Raw genomic sequence first — 26301 nt, 5'->3', positions numbered from 1 at the left:
CATGAAGTTCGACTACGCCAACCCCTACACCTCGACCCGCATCCCGGTCTTCGCCCGCAACGTCGTCTCGACCTCGCACCCCTTGGCCGCCCAGGCCGGCCTGCGCATCCTGCAGCAGGGCGGCAATGCGGTCGATGCCGCCATCGCCACCGCGGCCGTGATGACCCTGGTCGAGCCCGTCAGCAACGGCCTGGGCAGCGATGCCTTCTGCATCCTGTGGGACGGCGAGCAGCTGCACGGGCTCAATGCCTCCGGCTGCTCGCCGGCGGCCTGGACGCCCGAGTACTTCCAGCGCAAGTACGGCAAGGACGCCGCCGCGCCGCCGCAGCGCGGCATCGATTCGGTCATCGTGCCCGGTGCCGTCGGCAGCTGGGTCGCGCTGTCCGAGCACTTCGGCAAGCTGCCCTTCGAGGACCTGATGGCGCCGGCCATCGAGATCGCCGAGCGCGGCTACCTGGTGCCCCCGGTGGTACAGCAGAAATGGGCCGCGGCCACGCCGATCCTGCAGTCGCAGCCCGGCTTCGCCGAGGCCTTCCTGCCCTGGGGCCGCGCGCCCCAGGTCGGCGAGCTGTTCCGCTTTCCGGCCGCGGCGCGCGCGCTGAAGGCCATCGCCGCCACCAAGGGCGACGCCTTCTACAGCGGCGAGATCGCCGAGGCGATGGAGAGGTTCTCGCTGGCCCACGGCGGCAGCCTCAAGGTGCGCGACCTCGCCAACTGGAAGCCGGAATGGGTGGCGCCGATCGCGCAGGACTACCGCGGCTACACGCTGCACGAGATGCCGCCCAACGGCCAGGGCATCGCCGCGCAGATCGCGCTGGGCATCCTGCAGAACTTCGACATGGCGTCGATGCCGCCCGACTCGGTGGCCTCGCAGCACCTGCAGATCGAGGCGATGAAGCTGGCCTTCGCCGATACCTACCGCTACGTGTCCGACCCATCGTCGATGGAGGTGTCCCCGCTGCAAATGCTCGATGGCGCATACCTCGCCTCGCGTGCCAAACTGATCGACGTGAAAAAGGCGCAGGACTTCAAGGCCGGCAACCCCGTCAAGGGCGGCACGATCTACCTCACCGCGGCCGACGAGAGAGGCATGATGGTGAGCTTCATCCAGAGCAACTACATGGGCTTCGGCTCCGGTTGCGTGGAACCGTCCTTCGGCATCAGCCTGCAGAACCGCGGCCACGGCTTCAGCCTGGATGCCAGGAGCCCCAACGTGGTCGAGCCGCGCAAGCGCCCCTTCCATACCATCATCCCGGGCTTCCTCACGAAGGACGGTCAGCCGGTGATGAGCTTCGGCGTGATGGGCGGCAACATGCAGCCGCAGGGCCATATGCAGACGCTGGTGCGCATGCTGGACCACGGCCAGAACCCGCAGGCGGCCTGCGACGCGCCGCGCTGGCGCTTCAACCATGGGCTGGAGATCAACGCCGAAGGGGCGATGAAGCCGGAGCTGGTGCAAGGCCTCGGCGCGCTCGGCCACAAGGTCGAGGTGATCAACGACTCCTACCAGGACTTCGGCGCCGGCCAGTTCATCTGGCGCGCGGGCGAGCCGGCTGTGGAAGGCTACGTGGCGGCGAGCGATGCCCGCCGCGACGGCCTCGCCGCTGGTTTCTGATTGTCGATGTCCTCCGTGCACGTGGTCGCCGCGGGACAAGCGCACGCGCACAAGCGCATCGGGCCCGGCCTGGCGCTCGCCTCCCTGGGCGCCATCGCCTTCAGCGGCAAGGCCATCATCGTCAAGCTGGCCTACCGCTACGGCGTGGACGCGGTCACTCTGATCATGCTGCGCATGCTGTTCGCGCTGCCGCTGTTCGCGCTCATGGCCTGGTGGGCCGGACGGGGCAAGCCGGCGCTGACGCGGCGCGACTGGATGGGCGTGGCCGGCCTCGGCTTCTCGGGCTACTACCTCTCCAGCTTCCTGGACTTCGCAGGGCTGGCCTACGTCACGGCCAGCCTGGAGCGGCTGATCCTGTACCTCAACCCGACGCTGGTCCTGCTGTTCGGCTGGATCCTCTGGCGCCGGCGGATCACGCGCTGGCAGGCGGCCGGCATGTCGGTCAGCTATGCGGGGGTGCTGCTGGTCTTCGGTCACGAGTTGCAACTGGGCCAAAGCGCTGCAGCCGCCTGGGGCACCTTGCTCATCTTCCTGAGCGCGGTGAGCTATGCGGTCTACCTCGTGGCCAGCGGCGAGTTCGTCAAGCGCCTCGGCTCGCTGCGGCTGGTGGGGCTCGCGACCAGCGTGGCCTGCGTGCTGTGCATCGTGCAGTTCCTGCTGCTGCGGCCGGTGGAGACGGCCTTCCTGGTGGCGCCCGCGGTGATCTGGCTGTCGGTGCTCAACGCGATCGTGTGCACCGCGCTGCCGGTGCTGGCGGTGATGATGGCCATCGAGCGCATCGGGCCCGCGATGGCGGCGCAAACGGGCATGATCGGCCCGATGTCGACCATCCTGATGGGCGTGCTGATCCTCGGCGAGCCCTTCACCGCGTGGATCGCGGCCGGCACCGTGCTGGTGATCGCGGGCATCTTTGTCTTCACACGAACGGGGCGCTGAACGCCCGAAGGAAATCGATCATGGATCTTGGAATCGCAGGCAAGACGGCCCTGGTGTGCGGGGCCAGCAAAGGGCTCGGCTACGGCTGCGCGGAGGCGCTGGTGCGCGAAGGCGTCAACGTGCTGATCGTGGCGCGCGGCGCCGAGGCGCTGGCGCAGGCGGCGAAGAAGCTGGAGGCGGCGGCCGCGGCCCACGGGAGCGTCGTCAAGCCCTGGGTGAAACATGTGGCCGCGGACATCACGACGACCGAAGGGCGCACCGCGGTGTTCGCGCTGCAGAAGGACTTCGACATCGTCGTCACCAATGCCGGAGGCCCGCCGCCGGGCGACTTCCGCGACTGGGACCGCGAGGCCTGGATCAAGGCGGTGGATGCCAACATGCTCACGCCCATCGAGCTGATCAAGGCCACGGTCGACGGCATGGCGGGGCGCGGCTTCGGGCGCATCGTCAACATCACCTCCAGCTCGGTGAAGGCGCCGATCGACATCCTCGGCCTTTCGAACGGCGCGCGCAGCGGGCTCACGGGCTTTGTCGCGGGCGTGGCGCGCAGCGGCATCGCGGCCAAGGGCGTGACCCTCAACAACCTGCTGCCGGGGTCCTTCGACACCGATCGGCTGAAGGGCACCATGGCCGGTGCTGCGAAGAAGTCGGGACAGGACTTCGACACCGTGTGGGAAAGCCGCAAGAAGAACATTCCGGCGAAGCGCTTCGGGACGCCGGAGGAGTTCGGGGCGATCTGCGCTTTTCTGTGCAGCGTGCAGGCGGGCTATCTGACCGGGCAGAACGTGCTGGCGGATGGCGGGGCGTATCCCGGGACCTACTGATTCCTGCTCTCTCCCCTCCGGGGAAGGGAGTAATACCCCAGCCAGCGCCGACATCGAAGCCTGACTACGATGTGCGTCCCCCCAGCACATCCGGACAAAAGGAAAAGCCCATGCGCAGCAAAGCCATCCGCATCGACCGCAACGGCGGTCCCGAGGAACTGAAGCTCGTCGAGGTCGAGGTCGGCGAGCCCGGCCCCGGCGAGATCCGCATCCGCCATCACGCGGTCGGCCTCAACTTCATCGACACCTACCAGCGCAGCGGCCTCTATCCCTTGTCGCTGCCGCTGCAGCTCGGCATGGAGGCCGCGGGCGTGGTCGAGGCGGTGGGCGAGGGCGTCGCGCACCTGAAGGCCGGGGACCGCGCCGCCTATGCCAGCCAGCCGCCCGGCGCCTACTGCGAGCTGCGCGTGATGCCGGCCAAGAACGTCTGCAAGCTCCCCGACGCGATCTCCTTCGAGACCGGCGCGGCCATGATGCTCAAGGGCTTGACGGCGCAGTACCTGTTGAGGAAGACCTTGCCGGCCGAGGGCCTGCAGCCGGGCGACTTCATCCTCTTCCATGCGGCCGCGGGCGGCGTGGGGCTGATTGCGTCCCAGTGGGCCAAGGCCCTCGGCCTGCAGCTCATCGGCACGGCCGGCACCGACGCCAAGTGCCGGCTGGCGCTGGACCATGGCGCAGCGCACGCGATCAACTACAGCACCGAGAACTTTGCCGAGCGCGTCAAGGAGATCACGGGCGGTAGGGGCGTGAAGGTGGTGTACGACTCGGTGGGCAAGGACACCTTCGAGGGCTCGCTGAATTGCCTGCGGCCCTTCGGCCTGCTCGCCATCTTCGGCAACGGCTCGGGGCCGGTGCCGCCGGTCAACCTCGGCGTGCTCGCCTCCAAGGGCTCGCTCTACATCACGCGGCCCACGCTGTTCACGCACATCGCCACGCGCGAGAGCACCCAGGCGATGGCCGACGACCTGTTCGCTGCGGTGACCAGCGGTGCGGTGAAGATCCCGATCGACCAGCGCTACGCCCTCGCCGACGTGCAGCAGGCGCACCGCGACCTGGAAGCGCGCAAGACCACCGGCTGCACCATCCTCACGCTCTGAGCGCGCCCGGCCCCCCCGCTCACTCGATCTCGGCGAGCCGCGACTCGCGCATGCGCGTGCGCGAAAGTGCGCCGGCCGAGTCGAGGATCGGGTAGGCGATCGAGCAGATGTGGGAGTTGATGCGCTTGAGCTCGCTGATCAGGTCGATGTGCAGCGAGCTGGTCTCGATGCTGGAGGCAGTCTGCTCCGACAGGCGCTCCAGGTGGGTGCCGGCATAGGCGCGCTCCAGGTCGCGGAAGCGCGCCTTCTCCTCCAGCAGCCGCTGTGCGTCGCGCACGTTGGCATTGAGGAACACGCTCATGCCCAGCCGCAGGTTGGCAAGCAGCCGCTCGTGCAGCTCGACGATCTCGCGCATGCCGGCGGCGGAGAAGCTGCGCTGCTTCTTGATCTTCTTGTCCTCGATGTCGATGATCACCCGCTCGATGATGTCGCCGATCTGCTCCATGTTGATGGTGAAGCTGATGATGTCGGTCCAGCGCCGGCTCTCTTCCTCGCCCAGCGCCTCGCGCGAGATCTTGGTCATGTAGTACTTGATGGCCGAGTAGAGCTCGTCCACCGTGTCGTCCAGCTTGCGCAGCTCGGCGGCCAGGCGCAGGTCGTTGTCGCGGATCACCTTGAGCATGCCGATCAGCATGGTCTCGACCACGTCGGCCTGGTGCAGGGCCTCGCGCGCGGCGTTGGAGATTGCCAGCGTGGGCGTCGAGAGCGCCGAGGGATCGAGGTGCCGCGGCCGCTGCATGGCGGGAGATTCGGTCGGCACCGGGAGCAGCCGCGTCACCAGCCGCGCGACCCAGCCGGTGAGCCCGATGAAGCCGATGCTGACGACCAGGTTGAAGCCGAGGTGGAACAGCACCACCAGCTGCGTTGCGTCGGAGATGTAGGGCCGGGCCTCGCGCAGGTAGAGGCCGACGAAGGGCGCCGCGATCGCCACGCCCAGCAGCTTGAAGACCAGGTTGCCGACCGTGACCTGGCGCACCGGGACCGCCGACTTCGCGGTGGTCAGCACCGCCAGCAGGCCGCTGCCCAGGTTGGCGCCCAGCACCAGGCCAAGCGCCACGTCCAGCGGCACCACGTTGGAGCTGGCCATGGCCGCGACCAGCAGCACCACCGCCAGGCTGGAGTAGGCCGCGATCGCCAGCACGGCGCCGATGGTGACCTCCAGCAGCACGTCGCTGGCGAGCGAGGCCAGGAGCTCCAGCACCGCGGGCGAGGAGAACAGCGGCCCGGTCGCCTCGACTACCAGCTGCAGCGCCAGCAGCATCAGGCCGAGGCCGATCAGCACGCGCCCGACGCGGCCGGCCACGGTGGAGCCGCGCGAGATGAAGAGCACCACGCCGACGAAGATGAAGAGCGGCGACAGCCAGGAGAGGTCGGCCGAGAACAGCACCGACATCAGCGCCGTGCCGACGTCGGCGCCGCGCATCACGGCCAGCGCGGCCGGCAGTGCCACCAGGCCCTGGCCGACGAAGGAGGAGGTCATCAGCGAGGTGGCGGTGCTCGATTGCACCAGCGCCGTGACGCCGATGCCCGAGAGCGCGGCGGTGAAGCGGTTGCGCATGCTGTGCACCAGGATCTTGCGCAGGTTGGCGCCGAAGACGCGCAGCACGCCGGTGCGAACGAGATGGGTACCCCATACCAGCAGCGCGATGGCGGCCAGCAGATTCAACAGGTGCTTCATGGAATCGAAGGACTATAGACCAGCCTTCGGCTTCCGCAGCCTGGGGCGGCGCCCTACTTGCCGCGCCGCACGCGCCGCAGCTCGTCGAGGATCAGGCAGATCGCGCCGATGGTGATCGCGCTGTCCGCCACGTTGAAGGCCGGGAAGTGGCGGCCTGCCAGGTGGAAGTCGAGGAAGTCGACCACGTAGCCGTGCATCATGCGGTCGACCACGTTGCCGATGGCCCCGCCCAGGATCGCGGCCATGGCGAAGGAGAAGAGCTTCTGCCCGGCATGCGACCGGAGCATCCACACGATGAACAGCGCAGCCGCCACGCCGATGGCGGTGAAGAACCAGCGCTGCCAGCCCGCCGCATCCGCGAGGAAGGAGAAGGCAGCGCCGGTGTTGTGGGCGCGCACGATGTTGAAGAAGCTGGTGATGTAGGTGGCATCGCCCAGCTTGTAGTAGCCCAGGATCAGCGTCTTGGTGAACTGGTCGAGGATCAGGATCACCAGGGCCAGCGCGAGCCAGGGCCAGATGCCGGTGCGTGGCGAGGCGAGGGAACGGGTCGCGGCCATCAGGCAGCACTCCTGGCTTCGCCGGCGCCGAACAGGTTGCTGGTGCAGCGGCTGCACAGGCCCGGGTGCGCCGGGTCGTGGCCGACGTCGTCGCGCCAGTGCCAGCAGCGCTCGCACTTGGTGCTTTCGGAAGGCGTCACTTTGGACGCAAGCATGCCCATGTCCATCGCGCCGACCTGCGACCCGCCGGTCGGCGCAAGGTTGGTGGCTCCCGCCCCCGCGATTTCGCCCGAATCGACCGGGCGTGTTGAAGCAGCAGAGGTGATGAAAACAAATTTGAGGTCGTCACCCAGGCTCTGCAGGTCAGCCAGGATCTGTCCGTCCGCCCACAGCGCAACGTTGGCCTGCAAAGAGGAGCCGACCTTGCCTTCGCTGCGCAGGGCCTCGATGCTCTTGTTGATCCCGTTGCGCACCTCGCGGATGCGCGACCACTTGGCCAGGAGCGCCTCGTCGGGCTGGCCCAGGTCGCAGTAGACCTGGGTGAAGATCGACTCGCCGTTGCCGCAGAACTTCCAGGCCTCTTCGGCCGTGAAGCTGAGGAAGGGCGCCATCCAGCGCAGCATCGCCTGCGTGATGTGCCAGAGCGCCGTCTGCGCACTGCGCCGCGCGCGCGAGCCGGGCGCGGTGGTGTAGAGGCGGTCCTTCAGGATGTCGAGGTAGAAGGCGCCCAGGTCCTCCGAGCAGTAGACCTGCAGCTTGGCCACCACCGGGTGGAACTCGTAGACCTTGTAGTGCGCCAGCACCTCGGCCTGGAACTGCGCGGCGCGGCTCAAGGCGTAGCGATCGATCTCGAGCAGTTCGGCCAGCGGCACCGCGTCCTTCGCGATGTCGAAGTCGCTGGTGTTGGCGAGCAGGAAGCGCAGCGTGTTGCGGATGCGGCGGTAGGCGTCCACCACGCGGGCGAGGATCTTGTCGTCGCCGGCGATGTCGCCCGAGTAGTCGCTGGCCGCCACCCAGAGGCGGATGATCTCGGCACCCAGCTTCTTGTTGACCTCCTGCGGCTCGATGCCGTTGCCGAGCGACTTGCTCATCTTGCGGCCCTGGCTGTCGACGGTGAAGCCGTGGGTCAGCAGGCCCTTGTAGGGCGCGCGTCCGTACAGCGCGCAGGCGATCAGCAGCGAGGAGTGGAACCAGCCGCGGTGCTGGTCGTGGCCTTCGAGGTAGAGGTCGGCCTCGGGGCCGGTCTCGTGGTGCCCGTTCGCGTGCGTTCCGCGCAGCACGTGCGAGAAGGTGGAGCCCGAGTCGAACCAGACCTCGAGGATGTCGGTGCTCTTGGTGTAGTGGGGCGCGTCGTCGGGGCCGAGCATCTCTTCGGTGGTCACGCGGCTCCAGGCCTCGATGCCGCCTTTGTCGACGATGTCAGCCGCCTGGTCGAGGATCTCCATGGTGCGCGGATGCAGCTCGCCCGTGTCCTTGTGCAGGAAGAAGGGGATGGGCACGCCCCAGCTGCGCTGGCGGCTGATGCACCAGTCGGGCCGGTTGGCGATCATGTCGTGCAGGCGTGCCTTGCCGTTCTCGGGGTAGAAGCCGGTCTCCTCGATGGCAGCCAGCGCCAGCTGGCGCAGGGTCTTCGGGGCCTTGTCCTTGGTGAACACGCCTTCGCCCTCGTCCATGCGCACGAACCACTGGGCCGCGGCGCGGTAGATCACCGGCGTCTTGTGGCGCCAGCAGTGCGGGTAGCTGTGGGTGATGGTGTCGGTGGTCAGCAGCCGGCCGGCATCGCGCAGGGCCTGGATGATGAGCGGCACCGCCTTCCAGATGTGCTGGCCGCCGAAGAGCGGGAAGTCGGGGGCGTAGGCGCCGTTGCCCTGCACCGGATTCAGGATGTCGTCGTAGGCGACGCCGTGGGCGATGCAGGAGTTGAAGTCGTCCACGCCGTAGGCGGGCGAGGAGTGGACGATGCCGGTGCCGTCGTCGGCGGTGGCGTAGTCGGCCAGGTAGACCGGCGACAGACGGCGGAAGCCGGCGTCGACGTCGTACAGCGGATGTTCGAACTCGAGGCCGCCGAGCTTCTCGCCCTTGACCGTCGCGAGCACCTTGCCGTCGAGCGCATAGCGATTCATGCACATCTCGACCAGCGAGGCGGCCAGGATCAGCAGGCCGCGGTCGGTGTCGACCAGCGCGTAGTCCAACTCGGGGTTGAGGTTGAGCGCCTGGTTGGCGGGGATGGTCCACGCGGTGGTGGTCCAGATCACGACGAAGGCGTCCTTCTCCAGCTTCGGCAGGCCGAACGCGGCGGCCAGCTTGGCCGGCTCGTGCGCCTTGAAGGCGACATCGACCGTGTTGGACTTCTTGTCCGCATACTCGATCTCGAACTCCGCCAGCGAGGAGCCGCAGTCGAAGCACCAGTACACCGGCTTGAGTCCGCGATAGACGAAGCCGCGCTCGATCACGCGCTTGAAGGCGCGCAGCTCGCCCGCCTCGTTGGCGAAGTTCATCGTCTTGTACGGATGGTCCCATTCGCCCAGCACGCCCAGGCGCTGGAAGTCGGTCATCTGCTGCGCGATCTGCTCGGCGGCGTAGGCGCGGCTCTTGGCCTGCATCTCGTCGCGGCTCAGGTTGCGGCCGTATTTCTTCTCGATCGCGTTCTCGATCGGCAGGCCGTGGCAATCCCAGCCGGGCACGTAGAGCGCGTCGTAGCCCTCGAGCTGGCGCGCCTTGGTGATCATGTCCTTCAGGATCTTGTTGACGGCATGGCCCATGTGGATCTGGCCGTTGGCGTAGGGCGGGCCGTCGTGCAGGATGAATTTGGGTGCGCCCCGGCGTGCATCGCGCAGCCGGTGGTAGCGCCCTTCGTCGTTCCATTCCTGGACCCAGCCCGGCTCGCGCTTGGGCAGGTCGCCGCGCATCGGGAACGGGGTGTCGGGCAGGTTGAGGGTGGCGCGGTAGTCGGTGGTGGTGGTGGAGGCGGCGTCAGCAGACATGATGAAGTTCGAAACAGAGGGGCTTCGACAGGCTCGGCCCGAACCTGGATGCAGGTGTCGGTGCGAAGGAGAAAAGCCGTCCGCCCTGAGCTTGCAGAAGGGCGGCAGCGCGGTCGGGCCCGGTTAAATTCGATCGCGCGTGGTCTGGCGACGGGTCTCGGCGTGGGCGGAAGCGAAGAACGCACGTGCATCGCGGCCATCCTTCGCGATGCCCGCCGTCAGGGCCTCGAGGCTGGTGTAGCGCAATTCGTCGTGCAGTTTGTGCAGCAGTTCCACGCGGACGATTTTACCGTAGGCCCCCTCCTCGCCGAGGTGGGCGGGCCAATCGAGGCAATGGGTCTCGAGCAGGACCCGGCCGGCGTTCACGTCGTTGGCGTCGAGCGAGGGGCGCACGCCCAGGTTGGCCACGCCGTGCAGCGGCTGATTGTCGAGGCCGTGCACCAGCACCGCGAAGATGCCGCTGGCGGCCGGCTTCCAGTGCTTGAAGCGCAGGTTGAGCGTGCGGAAGCCATCGTTGCGCCCCGGCGCCGAGGCGCCCAGCGCGCGGCCGAGCTTGCGGCCGTGCACGACGTGGCCGGAAATCGCGTAGGGCCGGCCGAGCAGGGCCTGCACGTCGCTCATCCGGCCCTCGGCCAGGGCCTCGCGCACGGCGGAACTGGACACGCGCAGGCCATGCACCTCGTAGCTGTTCATGCGCGCCACGTCGAAGCCGTTGGCTTCGCCGGCCGCGTCGAGCATCGCGTAGTCGCCGGCGCGCTTGGCGCCGAAGCGGAAGTCGTCGCCCACCAGCACGTAGCGCACGCCCAGGCCCTCGAGGAGCACATGCTGGATGAATTCGTCCGGCGTCTGGGAGGCCAGCCGGTTATCGAAGGGCAGCACGATGGTCTGGCCCACGCCGCCGGCGGCCAGTGCGCTGAGCTTGTCGCGCAAGGTGCCGATGCGAGCCGGCGCCAGTTCGGGCCGCTTGCTGAGTTGGGCGAAGTAGTCGCGCGGGTGCGGCTCGAAGGTCAGCACGCAACTGGGCAGGCCGCGCAGGCGCGCCTCGGTATTGAGCAGCCCCAGCATGGCCTGATGGCCGCGGTGCACGCCGTCGAAATTGCCGATGGTCAGGGCGCAGGCCGGAGCCACGCCCGGATGCCTGAACCCCCGGAAAACCTGCATCGTTGGTATCTTTTTGATAGCGCTTCGCGCCCGTCGAATGGGCCCACTGAGGGCTTTTTGTCACAAAGCCGGTATATTGTGACGCAGTGCGTCGCTCGCAAGCTGTTCGATGTGTGCGATGTCCTGGTCTTTCCGTGGTTCTTCCCTTTTGTGAGGAGGCGTGTGTGAAGGTCTTGAAGCTGTCGGCCCAGGGGCTGCCCCAGTCGTGGATCTCGCTGGAACAAGCGGTGATCCACTATGCGGCGGACGAAGTGCGCTGGGAAGTCGGCGCACAGGTCGCGGTGTTCCGCGGCGGGCATAACGCGGTCACGGGCCAGCAGTCGCAGATCGCGATCAACAGCATCATCGGCACCAAGGGCGTGCCGCGCATCAATCCCTTCGCGATGCGCCCCGGCCTGACCAACAGCAAGCTTTTCTCGCGCGACCGCAACATCTGCGCCTATTGCGGCGGCCACTTCCACGAGGAAGACCTCACGCGCGAGCACATCATCCCCTTCGCGCAAAACGGCATCGACAGCTGGATGAACGTGGTCACGGCCTGCAAGCCGTGCAACCACCGCAAGAGCAGCCGCACGCCCGAGCAGGCGAACATGCCCTTGCTCTATGCGCCCTACGTGCCCTCGCTGTGGGAAGACTTCATCCTGCGAAACCGCCGCATCCTGGCGGACCAGATGGAATTCCTGATGGCGCACTTGCCGCATAACTCGCGGCTGCACTGCTAGCGCGCGCTCGTCTCAGTAGCTCAGCTCGAGCACGCTGATCTCGCCCTTCTCGGCCGGCCAGGTCCGGCCGGCCAGGCGCTCGCCATTGAACTCCGCCGTCACGCTTTCCGGCGCATCGCTCGCCAGCCGGATCTTCGAGCTCGAGACCCCGGCGCCCTGGGGCGGAACGCCGGGCAGCGCGCTCTGTCCGTTGAAGCGCATGGTGTCGCGCTGGGCGTCGAAATAGCCGCGCGGCCGCGTGAAGATGACCAGGGCCTTGGCATCGCGGTCGGCTTCGGCAAGGCGTTCGGGCCGCAGCTGCACCACGGCGCTGGAGCGCGGGAAAGGGCTGCGGTAGATGTGCGTGGCGGCGTAGCCCGGCGCGCTCAGCACGAACTCATAGGCGGTCGTCGCTTGCCCGGCGAAAGGGCCCCAGCGGCCGTCCGCATCGATGGTCTGCTCCCAGACCGCCTGGCCGCGGCGGGCGCCGGTCGCGGCATCGACGGCGTAGATGGCGAGCCGCGCACCGGCCAGGGGCAGGTTGTTGACGAACGCGCCGCTGGCGGGATTGAGCGGATCGAGCCCAAGGCCCGTGACCCGGCCGGAGAGCGCGACAGTCGATTCCGCCACCGGCTGCAACGTGCGTGGTGCCTCGCCGGTCAGGAAGCGCCAGGTTGCGTTGAAAGCGACCGGCGAGAAGGAGGTCTCGCGGTGGTCCACGCGCGGCAGCGCGATGTTGGTCGCCCCCTTGAGCGCCGGCCCGTCGAAGCCGATGTTCGTGGCCGTGCCCTTGGCCCCGATCCACACGCCGTCGGGCTGCGCGTATTTGTCGTTGTTGTCCGACCGGATGGTGAGCCACTTCACGCCGGGTGCGACCTCGTCGCCAGCCGTGTTCTTCGGCGCATTGAGCTGCTGGATGAAGGGGCTCAGGCCCGAAAACTCGCTGCCTTCTCGCAGGCCCTTCACGGCCCAGATGCCATGGGCCGGATTGCCGCCCAGCACCACATGGCTCACGACCTGGTCGCCGCCGCCGCTCTGCACGTAGTTGCGGATGGTGTTGCCGCCGCGCGAGTTGCCGATCAGCACCACCTTGGGCGCGCCGGTGGCCTTCAGCACGCGCTCGACCTCGGCCTTGAGGAAGGCCATCGACTCGGCGGTCGAACTGCGCCCGGGCTGCGCCACGCCGTCATCGTCGCGCGCGAGCGGAAAGGGCTGGTCGGGCGCGAACAGCCGGTCGCGCGGCCAGCCGTTCGACTCGAAGCGCCACAGCGTGGTCAGCCACAGCGCCGCCGAATCGCCGTTGCCGTGCATGAAGACGATCGGTGGACGATCGGTCATGGTGGGCACGGAGCTGCAGGCGGCGAGCATGGTCGTGGCGAGGCTGAAGGCGATCAGGTGTCGGCGAGTGTGCATGGAAGCTCCGGCGCAATAAAGAAAGCGCCCGCCAGCACAGGTCTGGCGGGCGCGGCGTGCTATCGGAAAAAGATAGCAGCTCTGCGTGTCATGCAAAGACGCCGGCGCTGTCCTGCATGCGAGACGATACCTCGCCGAGGTGGTGCAGGGTGTCGCCGAACACCATCTCCAGCTGGGTCAGCTTTCGGAAGTAGTGGCTGCCGATGTACTCGTCGGTCACGCCGATGCCGCCGTGCAGCTGGACCGACTGCTGGCCGATGAAGCGCATGGAAACGCCCAGCTGGTACTTGGCACGAGCCATCGCCTGGCGGCGCTCGGCGGCCGGGGCGTTGAGCCTCAGGGACGCGTAATAGCTCATCGAGCGGGCCAGCTCGAGCTGCATCTTCATGTCGGCCACGCGATGGCGCAGCGCCTGGAAATTGGCGATGGCGGTGCCGAACTGCTTGCGCGTGTTCATGTATTCGATGGTGAGCGCGAGGGTCTTGTCCATCACGCCCACGCCCTCGGCGCAGGCGGCGGCGATGCCGATGTCGACCGCGTGCTCGAGCGCCGGCAGCCCGTCCTGCGCGACCAGCGTGGCGGCGGCCTTGTCGAAGACGACCTCGGCTGCGCGGCTGCCATCCTGGGTGCCGTAGCCGCGCGCGGCCACGCCGTCCTCGGAGCGCGGGACGAGGAAGAGGGCGATCTTGCCGTCCAACTGCGCGGGCACGATGAAGGCATCGGCTTCGTCGCCGGCCGGCACCAGGCTCTTGGTGCCGCTCAGGCGGTAGGTGTCGCCGTCCTTCGTGGCCTTGGCCTCGCAGACGTCGAGCCGAAAGCGTGCCTTGCGCTCCTGCTGGGCCAGCACCACCAGCGCCTGGCCGCCGGCAATGCGCGGCAGCCAGCTGTCCCGGGTGTCCTCGTCGGCATGGCCGGCGAGCACGGCGCCGGCGATGAAGGATTGCGCCAGGGGCTCCAGCACGATGCCGCGGCCCAGCTCTTCCATCACCACCATGCCTTCGACCGGGCCCATGCCCAGCCCGCCTTCGTCCTCGGGGATGTAGAGGCCGCCCAGGCCGAGCTCGGCCAGTTCGTCCCAGGCCTCGCGCGAGAAGCCGCCCGCGGCCTCGATGCCGCGGCGGCGCTCGAAGCCGTAGCCCTTTTCCACCCACTTGGCGACGGCGTCGCGAAGCTGCTGCTGGTCGTCGCTGAAATTGAAGTCCATCGTCTCGTTCCTTGCTGCTGTGTGGCGCTCAACCGAGGACGGTCTGAGCGACGATGTTGCGCTGCACTTCGTTGCTGCCGCCGTAGATGGTGGTCTTGCGCATGTTGAAGTAGGTGGTCGACAGCGGCGCCAGCTCGGGGTGGCCGCCGGGGAAGTCGCCCTGCCAGCCTGCGGCCATGGCCTCGCGGATCAACGGCAGCGCGAAGGGGCCGGCCGCCAGCATCATGAGCTCGGAGTAACGCTGCTGGATCTCGCTGCCCTTGATCTTGAGCAGGCCGGCGATGTCGAGCGAGTTCTTGCCCGAGGTGGCGGCGGAGAGCACGCGCAGCACCAGCATCTCGAGCGCGACCACATCGACCTCGAGCTTGGCTATCTCGTCGCGAAAGCGCGCAGCATATGAATCCCCTCCGGTAGATGCCCACACCCCTTCACGCTTGGCGATGCGCTTCAGGCGCTCCAGCTCGCGCTTGGCGCGGTTGACGTCGGCAATGTTGGTGCGCTCGTGGGACAGCAGGTGCTTGGCATAGGTCCAGCCCTTGTTCTCTTCGCCGATCAGGTTCTCGGCAGGCACCTCGACGTTGTCGAAGAACACCTCGTTGACCTCGTGGCCGCCGTCCATCAGCTTGATCGGCCGCACAGTGACGCCGGGCGACTTCATGTCGATCAGCAGGAAGCTGATGCCTGTCTGCGGCTTGCCTTCGTTGCTGGTGCGCACAAGGCAGAAGATCCACTCGCCGTACTGGCCGAGGGTGGTCCAGGTCTTCTGGCCGTTCACGATGTACTTTTCGCCCTTGCGTTCGGCGCGGGTCTTGACCGAGGCCAGGTCCGAGCCTGAGCCGGGTTCGCTGTAGCCCTGGCTCCACCACACCTCGCCGCTTGCGATGCCGGGCAGGAAGCGCTTGTGCTGCTCGGCGTTGCCGAAGGCCTGGATCACGGGCGCCACCATCACAGGCCCGAAGGGCACGATGCGCGGCGCGCCGGCCAGCGCGGTTTCTTCCTCGAACAGGTGCTTCTGCACCGCAGTCCAGCCCGGGCCGCCGAACTCCACCGGCCAGCCGTAGCCCAGCCAGCCCTTCTTGCCGAGGATCCTGGCCCAGCGCTGCATATCGTCGCGCGTGAGCTCCAGGGCGTTGTGCACCTTGTGGGAGATGTCTTGGGGGAGGTTGTCCTTGACCCAGGCGCGAATCTCTTCGCGGAACTTCTGTTCCTCGGGCGTGAAGCTCAAATCCATGCGTTGCCTCGCTGTGTTGGTCGGGCGCCACGAAGGCGGCGCGTCGGTCTGTCGAACCGATCGGTTTTAGCACGGTCGTGCTTGTTTGCGCTGTCAGCGCGGCGACAAAAGCAGGGGGTGGAAACGAGCACAGATAATCCCGCCTCCCATGAGAAACATCGTGATCCTGATCTCCGGCGGCGGCTCCAACATGGCGGCCATCGTGCGCGCCGCCGAGCGCGAGCACTGGGCCCGGCGCTTCGACGCGCGGGTGGCCGCGGTGATCAGCAACAAGGCGGATGCGGGCGGACTCGCCCTCGCGCAGGCTCAAGGCATCGCGACCGCAGTCGTCGCGCACCAGGACTACCCGAATCGCGAGGCCTTCGATGCGGCGCTGGCCGATGCGATCGATGCGCATGCACCGGCGCTGGTGGTGCTGGCCGGCTTCATGCGCATCCTGACGCCGGGCTTCGTGGCCCGGTACGAAGGCCGCCTGCTCAATATCCATCCCTCGCTGCTGCCGGCCTTTCCGGGGCTACACACGCACCGCCGCGCCATCGAAGCCGGTTGCAAGGTGGCAGGGCTGACCGTGCACCAGGTGACGGTCGACCTCGACCATGGGCCGATCTTGGCGCAGGCGGTGGTTCCGATCCTCTCGGACGACACGCCCGAAACCCTCTCCGCTCGGGTGCTGGCGCAAGAACACAGGGTTTACCCGCAGGCAATTGCAAGTTGGTTGTCAGAAACAAACTGACACAATCTCGCTTTCCCCTGGAGAGCTTCTTCGTGAATCGTCGTTTTCTGCCCTTGCCAGCGCTGGCCGCCGCGGCATTGTTATCTGGCTGCGCTGCCCCTGCGACCGCGCCAGCGCCGGTCCCGGCTCCCGCTCCCGTGGCAGTCGCCCCGGCACCCGAGCCGCCGCCGCTATGCCGCGCCGACGATGCCAGGTTCGCGGTCGGCCAGCCGGCCGCACCGCAACTCGAGGCCGCGGCCCGCGTCCGCGCCGGGGCTCAGAGCGTGCGCACGCTGAAGCCCAACAGGCGGTCACGATGGCGTTCAACGGCGGCCGACTCAACCTCGTTGTCGATGCCCGCAACCGTGTGACGGCCGTGCGCTGCGGCTGAAGAAAGTCCGCGTTGCGCTGCCCCTCTGGCCCTATCCGATCCGTGCGAAGCGCGGCTGAGGCCGGCCGTCGATTTCAACCATCTCGCCGAACATGGCTGCGGGGCGCACCCACAGGCCCTGCGCGCCATAGAGCGCGCGATAAAGCGTCATCGGCTCCAGGGTCTCGCTGTGGCGAACGGTGCCCAGCACTTCGTATTCGCCGCCCTTGTAGTGGCGATAGCGGCCGGGCGGGGTCTCGATCAAGGGCGGCAGGTCGTCGTCGGTCGGGCTGGTCATGGGCTTCAAGCTTCTGAGGAGTCGGGATGGATCGCGCCGATTTTGTTCACCTCGTGCGCTTGAGCGAGCATGCCAGCGCGGACGACAGCCAGGGCTATCGCCGCGGGGTCGCGGTGTTCGCCGCGCTGGGCTACTTGTGGGTGATCGCGTGCATGGCGCTCGCGGTCGGCATCATCGCCTGGGTGCTGCTTTCGCTGGGGCATGGGCGCTTCAATTTCACGCGGGGCTGGCTGCTGCTATTCGCGCTCGGCCTGCTATGGGCCACGCTGCGGGCGCTCTGGGTTCGGCTGGACGAACCGCAGGGCGTGCGGCTGGCGCCCGAAGATGCGCCCCAGCTCTTCGAAGGACTGGACCGCATCCGCCGGAAGATCGACGGACCGCCGGTTCACCATGTCTACCTCGACGGCGAGTTCAACGCCAGCATCCGCCAGCTGCCGCGCTTCGGCCTCTTCGGCGGCGCGGTCAATTACCTGAGCGTGGGGCTGCCGCTGCTGATGGCGCTGGACCGGCGCCGGCTGCTGTCGGTGCTGGCCCATGAGTACGGTCACCTGCGCGGGAACCACGGCAAGCTGAGCGCCTGGATCTACCGCACGCGCCTGTCCTGGCTCAAGCTCGACGCCAACCTGCAGAACGACAGCGGCGTCATGGCGCTGGCCTCGCAGGCCTTCTTCCGCTGGTACTTCCCGCGCTTCGCCGCCAAGACCTTCGCGCTGGCGCGGCAGGACGAGTACGAGGCCGACCGCATCTCGGCCCGACTGCTCGGGCCGGACGTGGCGGCCGCCGCGCTGGCCGAGATTGCCGTCAAGAGCAGTTGGTACGCGAACGAATTCTGGCCCGCGCACTGGGCGCGCGCAGCCACGGAGGCGCTGCCGGCCGGCCCTTTCGCGGCGATGGAGGTGCAGTTGATCGCGCCCGTCGCGCCTGAGCTGGCGCGCGAGGCCTTGCGCGGCGCGCTGCGGCGCGTGAGCGATGTCGACGATACCCACCCGGTGCTGCGGGACCGGCTCGATGCTCTCGACGAGAAGGCGGTGCTGCCGGCTTGGTCGGCCAAGTCGGCACTCGGCCTGCTGGCCGACCGGGCGCGCTGGATCGGTCATTTCGATGCGGAATGGCGCCGCACTCACGCCAGCGACTGGAAGCAGCACCATGCCTACCTCCTGCGGGTGCGGCAACGGGCCACGGCCCTGGCCGCCGGCGCAGGGCGCAACAGCGCGGACGAAATGGTCGAATGGGCTGATTGCGAGCGCCGCCTGGATGCAAGGGCCGATGTGCGCGGGCACTACGAGCGTGCCTTGCAGGTCACGCCCGACCACGCTGGCGCACTGCGGGGCCTGGCGCAGACGCTGCCGGCGAAGGACCGCCCGGCCCGCCTCGCGGTGCTGGACCGGCTGCACGAGTCCAGCACCGCCACCCGCTGGTGGGCGGCCCGGAATGCGGTCGCGCTGCTCGAGGACACCGATGCCGGGCCGCACGACGAGGCCGCCCTCAAGCGCTGGCGGGAGCGGATGAAGACCGCGGAAGAGGCCGAGCAGCGCGCCTGGGAGGAGATCACGAGCACGCCCTTCTTCAGCCAGATCGCCCACCACGACCTGAACGACTTCGAGCTGGGCGAGCTGCGGGCGGACCTGGTGCGCTGCAAGGCCGTCGCGCGGGCTTGGCTGGTGCGCAAGAACCTGCGCGAGTTTCCGTGGCGCCGCGCCTACGTGGTGTTCCTCGAGCTGCCGGGCCTGTCCGACGAGGAGCGCTGGAACCTGTGTCGCGAGCTGGAGCAGACGCTGAGCCTGCCGGGCGCCGCCCTGGTGCTGTGGGCCGGGCATTCGCCGACGCTGGCGGAGATCGAGCAGCAGGCCTTCGCGCTGATCTGGGCTCGCACGGCAGGCTGAGACAATCGGGGCATGCATCCCCGAGCCCTCCTCGATTCCTGCGCCGAACTGGTCGGCCTGGCCCTCAAATTCGATCATCCGGCCGACCAGGTCGTCTCCCGTTACTTTCGCGAGCACCGCGAGCTGGGGCCGCGCGAGCGCGCCACGCTGGCCGAGACGGTCTACACCGTGCTGCGCAAGAAGCTGCTGTTCGACCACATGTCGCCATCCGGCAGCGGGCCGAAGGAGCGGCGCATGGCCATCCTCGGCTTCCACGGTCCGCGCGATTTCCTCAAGAGCGCGCTCAGCGACATAGAGAAGCGCTGGCTTGACCAGTGCGATGCGGTCAAGTCCGAAGACCTGCTGGAACGCCATCGCCACAACCTGCCTGAATGGCTGGTGGCGCCGCTGAAGGCGCAGCTGGGCGAGGGTTTCTGGCCACTGGTGCAAAGCCTGCAGCAGCCCGCGCCGCTCGATCTGCGGGTCAACGCGCTGACCGACAAGCGCCCGGATGTGCAAAAGGAGCTGGGCCTCGCGGGCATCCCGGCCGCCCCCACGCCTTTCTCTCCCTGGGGCCTGCGCGTCGATGGAAAGCCGGCGCTCGCCAGGCTCGACGCCTTCGCCCGCGGCGCGGTCGAGGTGCAGGACGAAGGCTCGCAGCTGCTGGCCCTGCTGCTCGACGCCAAACGTGGCGAGATGGTGGTCGATTTCTGCGCCGGCGCGGGCGGCAAGACGCTCGCGATCGGTGCCACCATGCGCAACACAGGGCGGCTCTATGCCTTCGACACCTCGGCGCACCGGCTCGATGCCCTCAAGCCGCGGTTGGCGCGCAGCAAGCTGTCGAACGTGCATCCGGCGGCCATCGCTCACGAGCGCGACGAGCGCATCAAGCGCCTGGCGGGCAAGATCGACCGCGTGCTGGTGGACGCGCCGTGTTCGGGCCTGGGCACGCTGCGCCGCAATCCGGACCTCAAGTGGCGGCAGTCGCCCAAGGCCATCGAGGAACTGATCGCCAAGCAGGCTGCGATCCTGCAGAGCGCCGCGCGCCTGGTGAAGCCGGGAGGGCGCTTGGTCTATGCCACCTGCAGCGTGCTGCCGGAGGAGAACGAAGCCATTGCCGAGGCCTTTGGCGCGGCCCATCCGGATTTCGAGGTCCTGGATGTCGCGCCGCTGCTGGGCGCCCTGAAGGTGGCCGGTCCCGAAAACCTCTGCGCGGGCGGCGACGCCGGGGCGCGGTATCTGCGGCTTTGGCCGCACCGTCATTCCACCGACGGCTTCTTTGCCGCGGTTTGGCAGAAGAAATAGGGCGAAACCCTCAAAGAAGGGCGATTACTTGTTACAGATCAAGGATTTAGCCCCTTTTTGAGGAGCCGCCCTTTAAAATCGCTGGTTACCTGAAGGCTGCACCTTCGTGCGGCCATGGAGTACCGAATTCAATGTTGCTTCCTGACTCTGCCATCCTGAGCGCGGCCATCGACTGGCTCGGGAACGGCCTGTGGGATCTCACGTGGTGGCAGGTCGTGCTGTACACGCTGGTCACCACGCACATCACGATCGCTGCGGTCACGATCTTCCTGCACCGCACCCAGACGCATCGGGCCATGGATCTGGGCCCGATCCCTTCTCACTTCTTCCGCTTCTGGCTCTGGCTCGGCACCGGCATGGTGACCAAGGAGTGGGTGGCGATCCATCGCAAGCACCACGCCAAATGCGAGACCGAGGAAGACCCGCACAGCCCGCAGGTCAAGGGCATCGACGAGGTGCTGTGGCGCGGCGCCGAGCTCTACCGCGCCGAGTCGAAGAACAAGGAGACGATGGAGCGCTACGGCCACGGCACGCCGGACGACTGGCTCGAGCGCAACCTCTATTCGCGCTACAGCTGGCAGGGCGTGGGCCTCATGCTGGTAATCAACCTGGCGCTCTTCGGCACGCTCGGCATGGCGGTCTGGGCGGTCCAGATGCTGTGGATCCCGATCACTGCGGCCGGCGTCATCAACGGCATCGGCCACTACTGGGGCTATCGCAACTTCGAGGCGCCCGACGCCAGCCGCAACATCATGCCCTGGGGCCTGATCATCGGCGGTGAGGAGCTGCACAACAACCACCATACCTACCCGACCTCGGCCAAGTTCTCGGTCAAGAAGTACGAGTTCGACATCGGCTGGATCTACATCAGCCTGATGCAGAAGATCGGCTGGGCCAAGGTCAAGAAGGTGCCGCCGAAGATGCTGTTGGGCGACATCCAGCCGGTGGCCGACCAGAAAACGCTGGAAGCCGTCATCGCCAACCGCTACGAAGTGATGGCGGGCTACGCCCGCGAGATGCGCCGCGCCACCAAGCAGGAACTGGCGCAGCTCAAGGCCAAGGGGGCCGACCTGTCGGCGTTGAAGGCTGCCAAGCGCTGGCTGCATCGCGACGAGGACAAGGTGCCGGCCACCATGCGTTCGAACCTGGTGCAGGCCCGTGCGGCCCACCCGGTGCTCGACAAGATGGTGACGATGCGCGAGGAGTTGCGCCAGCTCTGGCTCAACACCTCGCAGTCGCGCGAGCAGCTGGCCGCCGATCTGGCCGCCTGGTGCCATCGCGCGGAGGCCAGCGGGATCGCGGGGCTGCGTGACTTCTCCACGCGCCTACGCGCTGCGCGCGCCTGACGGATTCATCGGGGCCTTGAGTGAGCCCCCCCAATAAAAAGCCGGCCTTCGAGCCGGCTTTTTATTTGCCCGCATTGGGCGAATAAAGGGCAATAAAAAACCCGCTGGATCACAGCGGGTTTTCATCCAGAAATCGGCCGAATCACTTCAGCTTGATTTCCTTGTATTCGACGTGCTTGCGTGCCTTCGGGTCGAACTTCATGATCGACATCTTTTCGGGCATCGTCTTCTTGTTCTTGCTGGTGGTGTAGAAATGGCCGGTACCCGCGGTGGATTCCAGCTTGATCTTCTCGCGTCCGCCTTTGCTCGTTGCCATGATTCAGCTCCTTAGGCTTGGCCGCGCGCACGCAGGTCTGCGAGCACGGCATCGATGCCCTTCTTGTCGATCAGGCGCAGCGCGGCGCCCGAAACACGCAGGCGCACCCAGCGGTTTTCGCTCTCGACAAAGAAACGGCGGTATTGCAGGTTCGGCAGGAACCGGCGCTTGGTTTTGTTGTTGGCGTGGGAAACGTTGTTTCCGACCATCGGGCCCTTGCCCGTGACTTCGCATACGCGTGCCATGTGGAACTCTTTCTTGAACAGCTGGCACCCGGCGCAAGGATTGCGGGGGTGGGTTGCAGCTTGACCTCGCCAGAAACGGGTGGCGGTATCCCGGCTTGCCGACCAGGCTCTGCCCCTTGAAGAGGGCGCCGAATTCGGCAAAGCCTTGGATTATAGCCCCAACACCCGCTCCTGGCTCAAAGCGTGCCGTCTTGCTCCAGGAAGCGCTGAGCATCCAGCGCCGCCATGCAGCCGGTGCCGGCGCTGGTGATGGCCTGGCGGTACACGTGGTCCTGCACGTCGCCGGCCGCGAAGACGCCCGGAATGCTGGTCATGGTCGCGAAGCCCTGAAGGCCCGAACGGGTGAGGATGTAGCCGTCCTTCATCTCCAACTGGCCCTGGAAGATGTCGGTATTTGGATGGTGGCCGATCGCGATGAAACAGCCCTTGAGGTCCACCTGCTCGGTCGCCCCGGTCTGGGTGTTCTTCAGGCGGACGCCGGTCACGCCCGAATCGTCTCCCAGCACCTGGTCCAGCGTGCTGTGCAGCTTGAGCTCGATCTTGCCTTCCTTGACCTTCTCGTGGAGCTTGTCGATCAGGATCGGCTCGGCGCGGAACTTGTCGCGGCGGTGCACCAGCGTGACCTTGCTCGCGATGTTCGAGAGGTAGAGCGCCTCCTCGACCGCGGTGTTGCCGCCGCCGATCACGCAGACCTCCTGTTCGCGATAGAAGAAGCCGTCGCAGGTCGCGCAGCCGGAGACGCCGCGCCCCATGAAGTGCTGCTCGGACTCCAGCCCCAGGTACTTGGCCGAGGCGCCGGTGGCGATCACCAGTGAGTCGCAGGTGTAGGTGCCGCTGTCGCCGGTCAGCGTGAACGGGCGCTTGCTCAGGTCCACCTTGTTGATGTGATCGAACACGATCTCGGTTTTGAAGCGCTCTGCGTGTTCCAGGAAGCGCTGCATCAGATCGGGCCCCTGGACGCCATGCACGTCGGCCGGCCAGTTGTCGACGTCGGTGGTCGTCATCAGTTGGCCGCCCTGGGCGATGCCGGTGATGAGCATGGGCTGCAAATTGGCGCGCGCCGCATAGACGGCAGCGGTATATCCGGCAGGGCCGGAGCCCAGAATGAGTACCTTGGCGTGGCGTGGAGAGGACGACATGAGTAGAAAACCTAGGTTTGACGCTGCATCAGCGTGTACATTTTCAAGGGTAGATATGGAGTATCACCGTTCGGTTCAAGACCGGGCGTGGGGTGTTTTCAATGCGTGCGATTGTATTAATGCATGGGCTTTTCAATCGCGCGGTAGATCCGGGGATTGATGAATGTCGATGCTGTCCAATCTTGAATTGCTCCGCCGCGTGCCGCTGTTCGCCGCGCTCACGCCGGCCCAGTCGGCGAGCATCGCCGATGCGATCGTCAAGAAGCGTTTCAAGCGCGCCGAGGTGGTGGTCGAGCAGGGCAAGAAGTCGGATGCGCTCTACATCATCCTGACCGGGCGCGCCCGCGTGATGAGTACCGATAGCCGTGGCCGCGAGGTCATCCTGGCGACGCTGCATCCGGGCGACTACATCGGCGAGATGAGCATGATCGACGACGAGCCGCACTCAGCCACGGTGCGCACCGAGGTCCAGACCGACGTTTTGATGCTCGGCCGCGAGGCCTTCGCACGCTGCCTGCCCGAGAACTCCTCGATGTCCTATAACATCATGCGCGGCCTGGTCTCGCGGCTGCGCCACGCCGACCGCAAGATCGAATCGCTGGCGCTGATGGACGTCTATGGCCGCGTGGCGCGCTCGCTGCTCGAGTTCGCGGTGGACGATGGCGCAGGCAACCTCAAGGTGCGCGACAAGATCTCGCGGCAAGACCTGGCCAAGATGGTCGGGGCCTCGCGCGAGATGGTCAGCCGCGTCATGAAGGACCTCGAGGAGCGCGGCTTCGTCCAGACGCAGCCCGATGGCTCCATGATCGTCAAGGAACGGCTCTCATCGCTCGCCTGACCTTCCGGCCGGCGGCCTCGCGGCCGGCCGGCCTTCGCATCGCCGGCCCCGATGACAACGCGGCCGCGATGGTGTTCGTTGTAGTTTCCGTGCGTTGCTCGCCCGCTTACGCGGGCCGGCGGCCGTGCCTTCCATGACCTATTCGCTCAATACCCTTCAATCCTCCGCGTCGGGCGATGCGCAGCCCGTGCGGGCCCGCGCGATGCGCTTCGCGCACGAGATCACGCTGATCGCCGGTTTCGTCGCGTTGCTGTTCTGGCTGCTTGCCATGCTGAGCTTCACGCCCTCGGACGCCGCTTGGTCCACCTCGGGCACCGGTGGCGAGATCAAGAACTGGGGTGGCCGCATCGGCGCCTGGCTGGCTGATGCCAGCTATTTTCTGGCCGGCTACTCCGTCTGGTGGTGCCTCGCGGCCGGGCTGCGCGTGTGGCTGTCCTCGCTGGCCGGCTGGATGCGCGGCGGCGAAGCGGCCGCGGCCGAACAACCTCCACGCGGTCGCTTCAACCGCAGCCGCCTGGCCTTCTGGTTCGGCCTGGTGCTGCTGTTGTGCGCCAGCGTGGTGCTCGAGTGGTCGCGCCTCTACCGGCTCGAAGCGCACCTGCCGGGCCATGGCGGCGGCGTGCTCGGCTACCTGGTGGGGCCTGCGAGCGTCAAGTGGATGGGCTTTACCGGCTCGGCGCTCATCGCCATCGCCGCCGGCGTGATCGGCTCGGCCCTGGTGTTTCGCTTCTCCTGGAGCCAGATCGCCGAGCGCATCGGCGCGCGCCTCTATTCGCTGTTCGAATCGCGCCGCGAGAAGCGCGAGATCGCCGAGGACATCGCGATGGGCAAGAAGGCCATGCGCGAGCGTGAGGAGCTGGCGTCGGTGGAGCAGGGCGACGAGCCCGATTCGCCCGAAGAGGAATTGCGCATCGTGCCGCGCCCCAAGCGCCGGCCGCCTGCGCCGCCGGTGCAGATCGAGCCCGCCCTGACCGAGGTGCCCAAGAGCGACCGCGTCGCCAAGGAGCGCCAGAAGCCGCTGTTCCGCGAACTGCCCGACAGCAAGCTGCCGCAGGTGGATTTGCTCGATGCCGCGCAGGGACGCCAGGAAACGGTGTCGGCCGACACGCTGGAGATGACCTCACGCCTGATCGAGAAGAAGCTCAAGGACTTCGGCGTGGAGGTCCGCGTGGTGCTGGCCTCGCCCGGCCCGGTGATCACGCGCTACGAGATCGAGCCGGCCACCGGCGTCAAGGGCTCGCAGATCGTCAACCTCGCCAAGGACCTCGCGCGCTCGCTGTCGCTGGTCTCCATCCGCGTGGTCGAGACCATCCCCGGCAAGAACTACATGGCGCTCGAGCTGCCGAACGCCAAGCGGCAGTCGATCAAGCTCAGCGAGATCCTGGGCTCGCAGGTCTACAACGAGGGCAAGTCCATGCTCACCATGGGCCTGGGCAAGGACATCATCGGCAACCCCGTGGTCGCCGACCTCGCGAAGATGCCGCACGTGCTGGTGGCCGGTACCACCGGCTCTGGCAAGTCGGTGGGTATCAACGCGATGATCCTGAGCCTGCTCTACAAGGCCGAGGCCCGCGACGTGCGGCTGCTCATGATCGACCCGAAGATGCTCGAGATGTCGGTCTACGAGGGCATCCCGCATCTGCTTGCGCCGGTGGTCACCGACATGCGCCAGGCCGCCCACGGCCTCAACTGGTGCGTCGCCGAGATGGAGCGCCGCTACAAGCTGATGAGCAAGCTGGGCGTGCGCAACCTCGCGGGCTACAACACCAAGATCGACGAGGCCAAGGCGCGCGAAGAGTTCATCTACAACCCCTTCAGCCTGACGCCGGACGACCCCGAACCGCTCAAGCGCGAGCCGCACATCGTGGTGGTCATCGACGAGCTCGCCGACCTGATGATGGTGGTGGGCAAGAAGATCGAGGAGCTGATCGCCCGGCTGGCGCAGAAGGCGCGCGCCGCCGGCATCCACCTGATCCTCGCCACGCAGCGGCCCAGCGTGGACGTGATCACGGGCCTGATCAAGGCCAACATTCCCACCCGCATCGCCTTCCAAGTGTCGAGCAAGATCGACTCGCGCACCATCCTCGACCAGATGGGCGCCGAGGCGCTGCTGGGCATGGGCGACATGCTTTACATGGCGAGCGGCACCGGCCTGCCGGTGCGCGTGCACGGCGCCTTCGTGAGCGACGATGAGGTGCACCGTGTCGTCGCCTACCTCAAGTCACAAGGGGAACCGGACTACATCGAAGGGGTGCTCGAAGGTGGAACCGTCGACGGTGAAGGCGATCTACTCGGTGAAGGCGGCGGCGAAGGCGGCGAGAAGGACCCGATGTACGACCAGGCGGTCGAAGTCGTGCTCAAGAACCGCAAGGCCAGCATCTCGCTGGTGCAGCGCCACCTGAAGATCGGCTACAACCGCGCCGCGCGGCTGGTCGAGGACATGGAACAGGCGGGGCTGGTCAGCGCGATGAGCGGCAGCGGCCAGCGCGAGATTCTGGTGCCAGCGCGCGCCGAATGACGGAACACAAG

General features: G+C 67.2%; 22 protein-coding genes. 11 read left to right on the top strand and 11 right to left on the bottom strand.

Going from position 1 to position 26301, the window contains the following annotated elements:
• Position 1: 1 nt before the first annotated feature.
• The 4 genes from GXN78_RS07070 to GXN78_RS07055 all read left to right on the top strand — a co-directional run bounded on the left by GXN78_RS07070 (position 2) and on the right by GXN78_RS07055 (position 4472).
• Positions 2–1615 (top strand): gamma-glutamyltransferase family protein, encoded by a 1614-nt coding sequence (locus tag GXN78_RS07070; RefSeq protein ID WP_106557879.1) that lies wholly within the window; start codon positions 2–4, stop codon positions 1613–1615.
• Positions 1616–1621: 6 nt separating this feature from the next.
• Positions 1622–2551, top strand: a complete 930-nt coding sequence (locus tag GXN78_RS07065) for a DMT family transporter (protein ID WP_106557878.1) — start codon at positions 1622–1624, stop codon at positions 2549–2551.
• A gap of 20 nt (positions 2552–2571) precedes the next feature.
• Positions 2572–3375 carry an SDR family oxidoreductase gene (locus GXN78_RS07060; RefSeq protein WP_106557877.1) on the top strand — a complete coding sequence of 268 codons (804 nt, stop codon included), beginning with the start codon at positions 2572–2574 and terminating at the stop codon, positions 3373–3375.
• A 110-nt stretch (positions 3376–3485) separates the two neighbouring features.
• Positions 3486–4472, top strand: a complete 987-nt coding sequence (locus GXN78_RS07055) for a quinone oxidoreductase (RefSeq protein ID WP_106557876.1) — start codon at positions 3486–3488, stop codon at positions 4470–4472.
• A 19-nt stretch (positions 4473–4491) separates the two neighbouring features.
• Here GXN78_RS07055 and GXN78_RS07050 read toward each other — a convergent pair whose 3' ends face one another.
• The 4 genes from GXN78_RS07050 to GXN78_RS07035 form a co-directional block, all read right to left on the bottom strand.
• Positions 4492–6150: a Na/Pi cotransporter family protein gene (locus tag GXN78_RS07050; RefSeq protein WP_106557875.1), complete on the bottom strand. Its 1659-nt coding sequence runs from the start codon at positions 6148–6150 to the stop codon at positions 4492–4494.
• 53 nt (positions 6151–6203) lie between these two features.
• Entirely contained in the window at positions 6204–6707 is a 504-nt protein-coding gene (lspA, locus tag GXN78_RS07045) for a signal peptidase II (RefSeq protein ID WP_106557874.1), read from the bottom strand.
• A complete protein-coding gene (ileS, locus tag GXN78_RS07040; protein ID WP_106557873.1) occupies positions 6707–9631 on the bottom strand; it encodes an isoleucine--tRNA ligase in 2925 nt (974 codons plus the stop codon). Before ileS ends, lspA begins: the two co-directional genes overlap by 1 nt.
• A 123-nt stretch (positions 9632–9754) precedes the next feature.
• A complete protein-coding gene (locus GXN78_RS07035; RefSeq protein WP_106557872.1) occupies positions 9755–10792 on the bottom strand; it encodes a bifunctional riboflavin kinase/FAD synthetase in 1038 nt (345 codons plus the stop codon).
• Between the two features lie 164 nt (positions 10793–10956).
• On the opposite strand from GXN78_RS07035, the gene GXN78_RS07030 reads away from it, so the two are divergent.
• The gene (locus tag GXN78_RS07030) at positions 10957–11514 is read left to right on the top strand and encodes an HNH endonuclease (RefSeq protein WP_106557871.1); all 558 of its coding nucleotides are present in this window, start codon (positions 10957–10959) and stop codon (positions 11512–11514) included.
• Between the two features lie 12 nt (positions 11515–11526).
• Here GXN78_RS07030 and GXN78_RS07025 read toward each other — a convergent pair whose 3' ends face one another.
• From GXN78_RS07025 to GXN78_RS07015, 3 genes are all read right to left on the bottom strand, one after another.
• On the bottom strand, positions 11527–12906 hold the full coding sequence (locus GXN78_RS07025; protein ID WP_106557870.1) for an alpha/beta fold hydrolase: 1380 nt from the start codon (positions 12904–12906) through the stop codon (positions 11527–11529).
• 88 nt (positions 12907–12994) lie between these two features.
• Positions 12995–14110 (bottom strand): acyl-CoA dehydrogenase family protein, encoded by a 1116-nt coding sequence (locus tag GXN78_RS07020; RefSeq protein ID WP_106557869.1) that lies wholly within the window; start codon positions 14108–14110, stop codon positions 12995–12997.
• Between the two features lie 28 nt (positions 14111–14138).
• Positions 14139–15341 (bottom strand): acyl-CoA dehydrogenase family protein, encoded by a 1203-nt coding sequence (locus GXN78_RS07015; RefSeq protein WP_106557868.1) that lies wholly within the window; start codon positions 15339–15341, stop codon positions 14139–14141.
• Positions 15342–15489: 148 nt separating this feature from the next.
• Between GXN78_RS07015 and purN the strand changes: the two genes are divergently transcribed.
• A complete protein-coding gene (gene purN, locus GXN78_RS07010) occupies positions 15490–16074 on the top strand; it encodes a phosphoribosylglycinamide formyltransferase (RefSeq protein WP_106557867.1) in 585 nt (194 codons plus the stop codon).
• Between the two features lie 401 nt (positions 16075–16475).
• Here purN and GXN78_RS07005 read toward each other — a convergent pair whose 3' ends face one another.
• The gene (locus tag GXN78_RS07005) at positions 16476–16721 is read right to left on the bottom strand and encodes a DUF1653 domain-containing protein (protein WP_106557866.1); all 246 of its coding nucleotides are present in this window, start codon (positions 16719–16721) and stop codon (positions 16476–16478) included.
• Between the two features lie 26 nt (positions 16722–16747).
• On the opposite strand from GXN78_RS07005, the gene GXN78_RS07000 reads away from it, so the two are divergent.
• The 3 genes from GXN78_RS07000 to GXN78_RS06990 all read left to right on the top strand — a co-directional run bounded on the left by GXN78_RS07000 (position 16748) and on the right by GXN78_RS06990 (position 21234).
• A complete protein-coding gene (locus GXN78_RS07000) occupies positions 16748–18604 on the top strand; it encodes a M48 family metallopeptidase (RefSeq protein ID WP_106557865.1) in 1857 nt (618 codons plus the stop codon).
• A gap of 12 nt (positions 18605–18616) precedes the next feature.
• Positions 18617–19888, top strand: a complete 1272-nt coding sequence (locus GXN78_RS06995; protein ID WP_106557864.1) for an RsmB/NOP family class I SAM-dependent RNA methyltransferase — start codon at positions 18617–18619, stop codon at positions 19886–19888.
• 131 nt (positions 19889–20019) lie between these two features.
• A complete protein-coding gene (locus GXN78_RS06990; RefSeq protein ID WP_106557863.1) occupies positions 20020–21234 on the top strand; it encodes a fatty acid desaturase in 1215 nt (404 codons plus the stop codon).
• 142 nt (positions 21235–21376) lie between these two features.
• Here GXN78_RS06990 and rpmG read toward each other — a convergent pair whose 3' ends face one another.
• The 3 genes from rpmG to trxB form a co-directional block, all read right to left on the bottom strand.
• Positions 21377–21550, bottom strand: coding sequence for a 50S ribosomal protein L33 (gene rpmG, locus GXN78_RS06985; protein ID WP_007830291.1), 174 nt, complete (start codon positions 21548–21550; stop codon positions 21377–21379).
• An 11-nt stretch (positions 21551–21561) separates the two neighbouring features.
• On the bottom strand, positions 21562–21795 hold the full coding sequence (gene rpmB, locus GXN78_RS06980) for a 50S ribosomal protein L28 (RefSeq protein ID WP_086925294.1): 234 nt from the start codon (positions 21793–21795) through the stop codon (positions 21562–21564).
• Positions 21796–21971: 176 nt separating this feature from the next.
• Positions 21972–22934, bottom strand: coding sequence for a thioredoxin-disulfide reductase (trxB, locus tag GXN78_RS06975; protein WP_106557862.1), 963 nt, complete (start codon positions 22932–22934; stop codon positions 21972–21974).
• A 163-nt stretch (positions 22935–23097) separates the two neighbouring features.
• Between trxB and GXN78_RS06970 the strand changes: the two genes are divergently transcribed.
• Entirely contained in the window at positions 23098–23772 is a 675-nt protein-coding gene (locus GXN78_RS06970; protein WP_068681431.1) for a Crp/Fnr family transcriptional regulator, read from the top strand.
• 133 nt (positions 23773–23905) lie between these two features.
• On the top strand, positions 23906–26290 hold the full coding sequence (locus tag GXN78_RS06965) for a DNA translocase FtsK (RefSeq protein WP_106557861.1): 2385 nt from the start codon (positions 23906–23908) through the stop codon (positions 26288–26290).
• Positions 26291–26301: the final 11 nt, after the last annotated feature.

Source organism: Variovorax sp. WS11, from assembly GCF_010499245.1.
Taxonomy (GTDB): domain Bacteria; phylum Pseudomonadota; class Gammaproteobacteria; order Burkholderiales; family Burkholderiaceae_C; genus Variovorax.
Note: the sequence above shows the minus strand (reverse complement) of the source record. Positions and strands in the feature narration are given on the sequence as shown.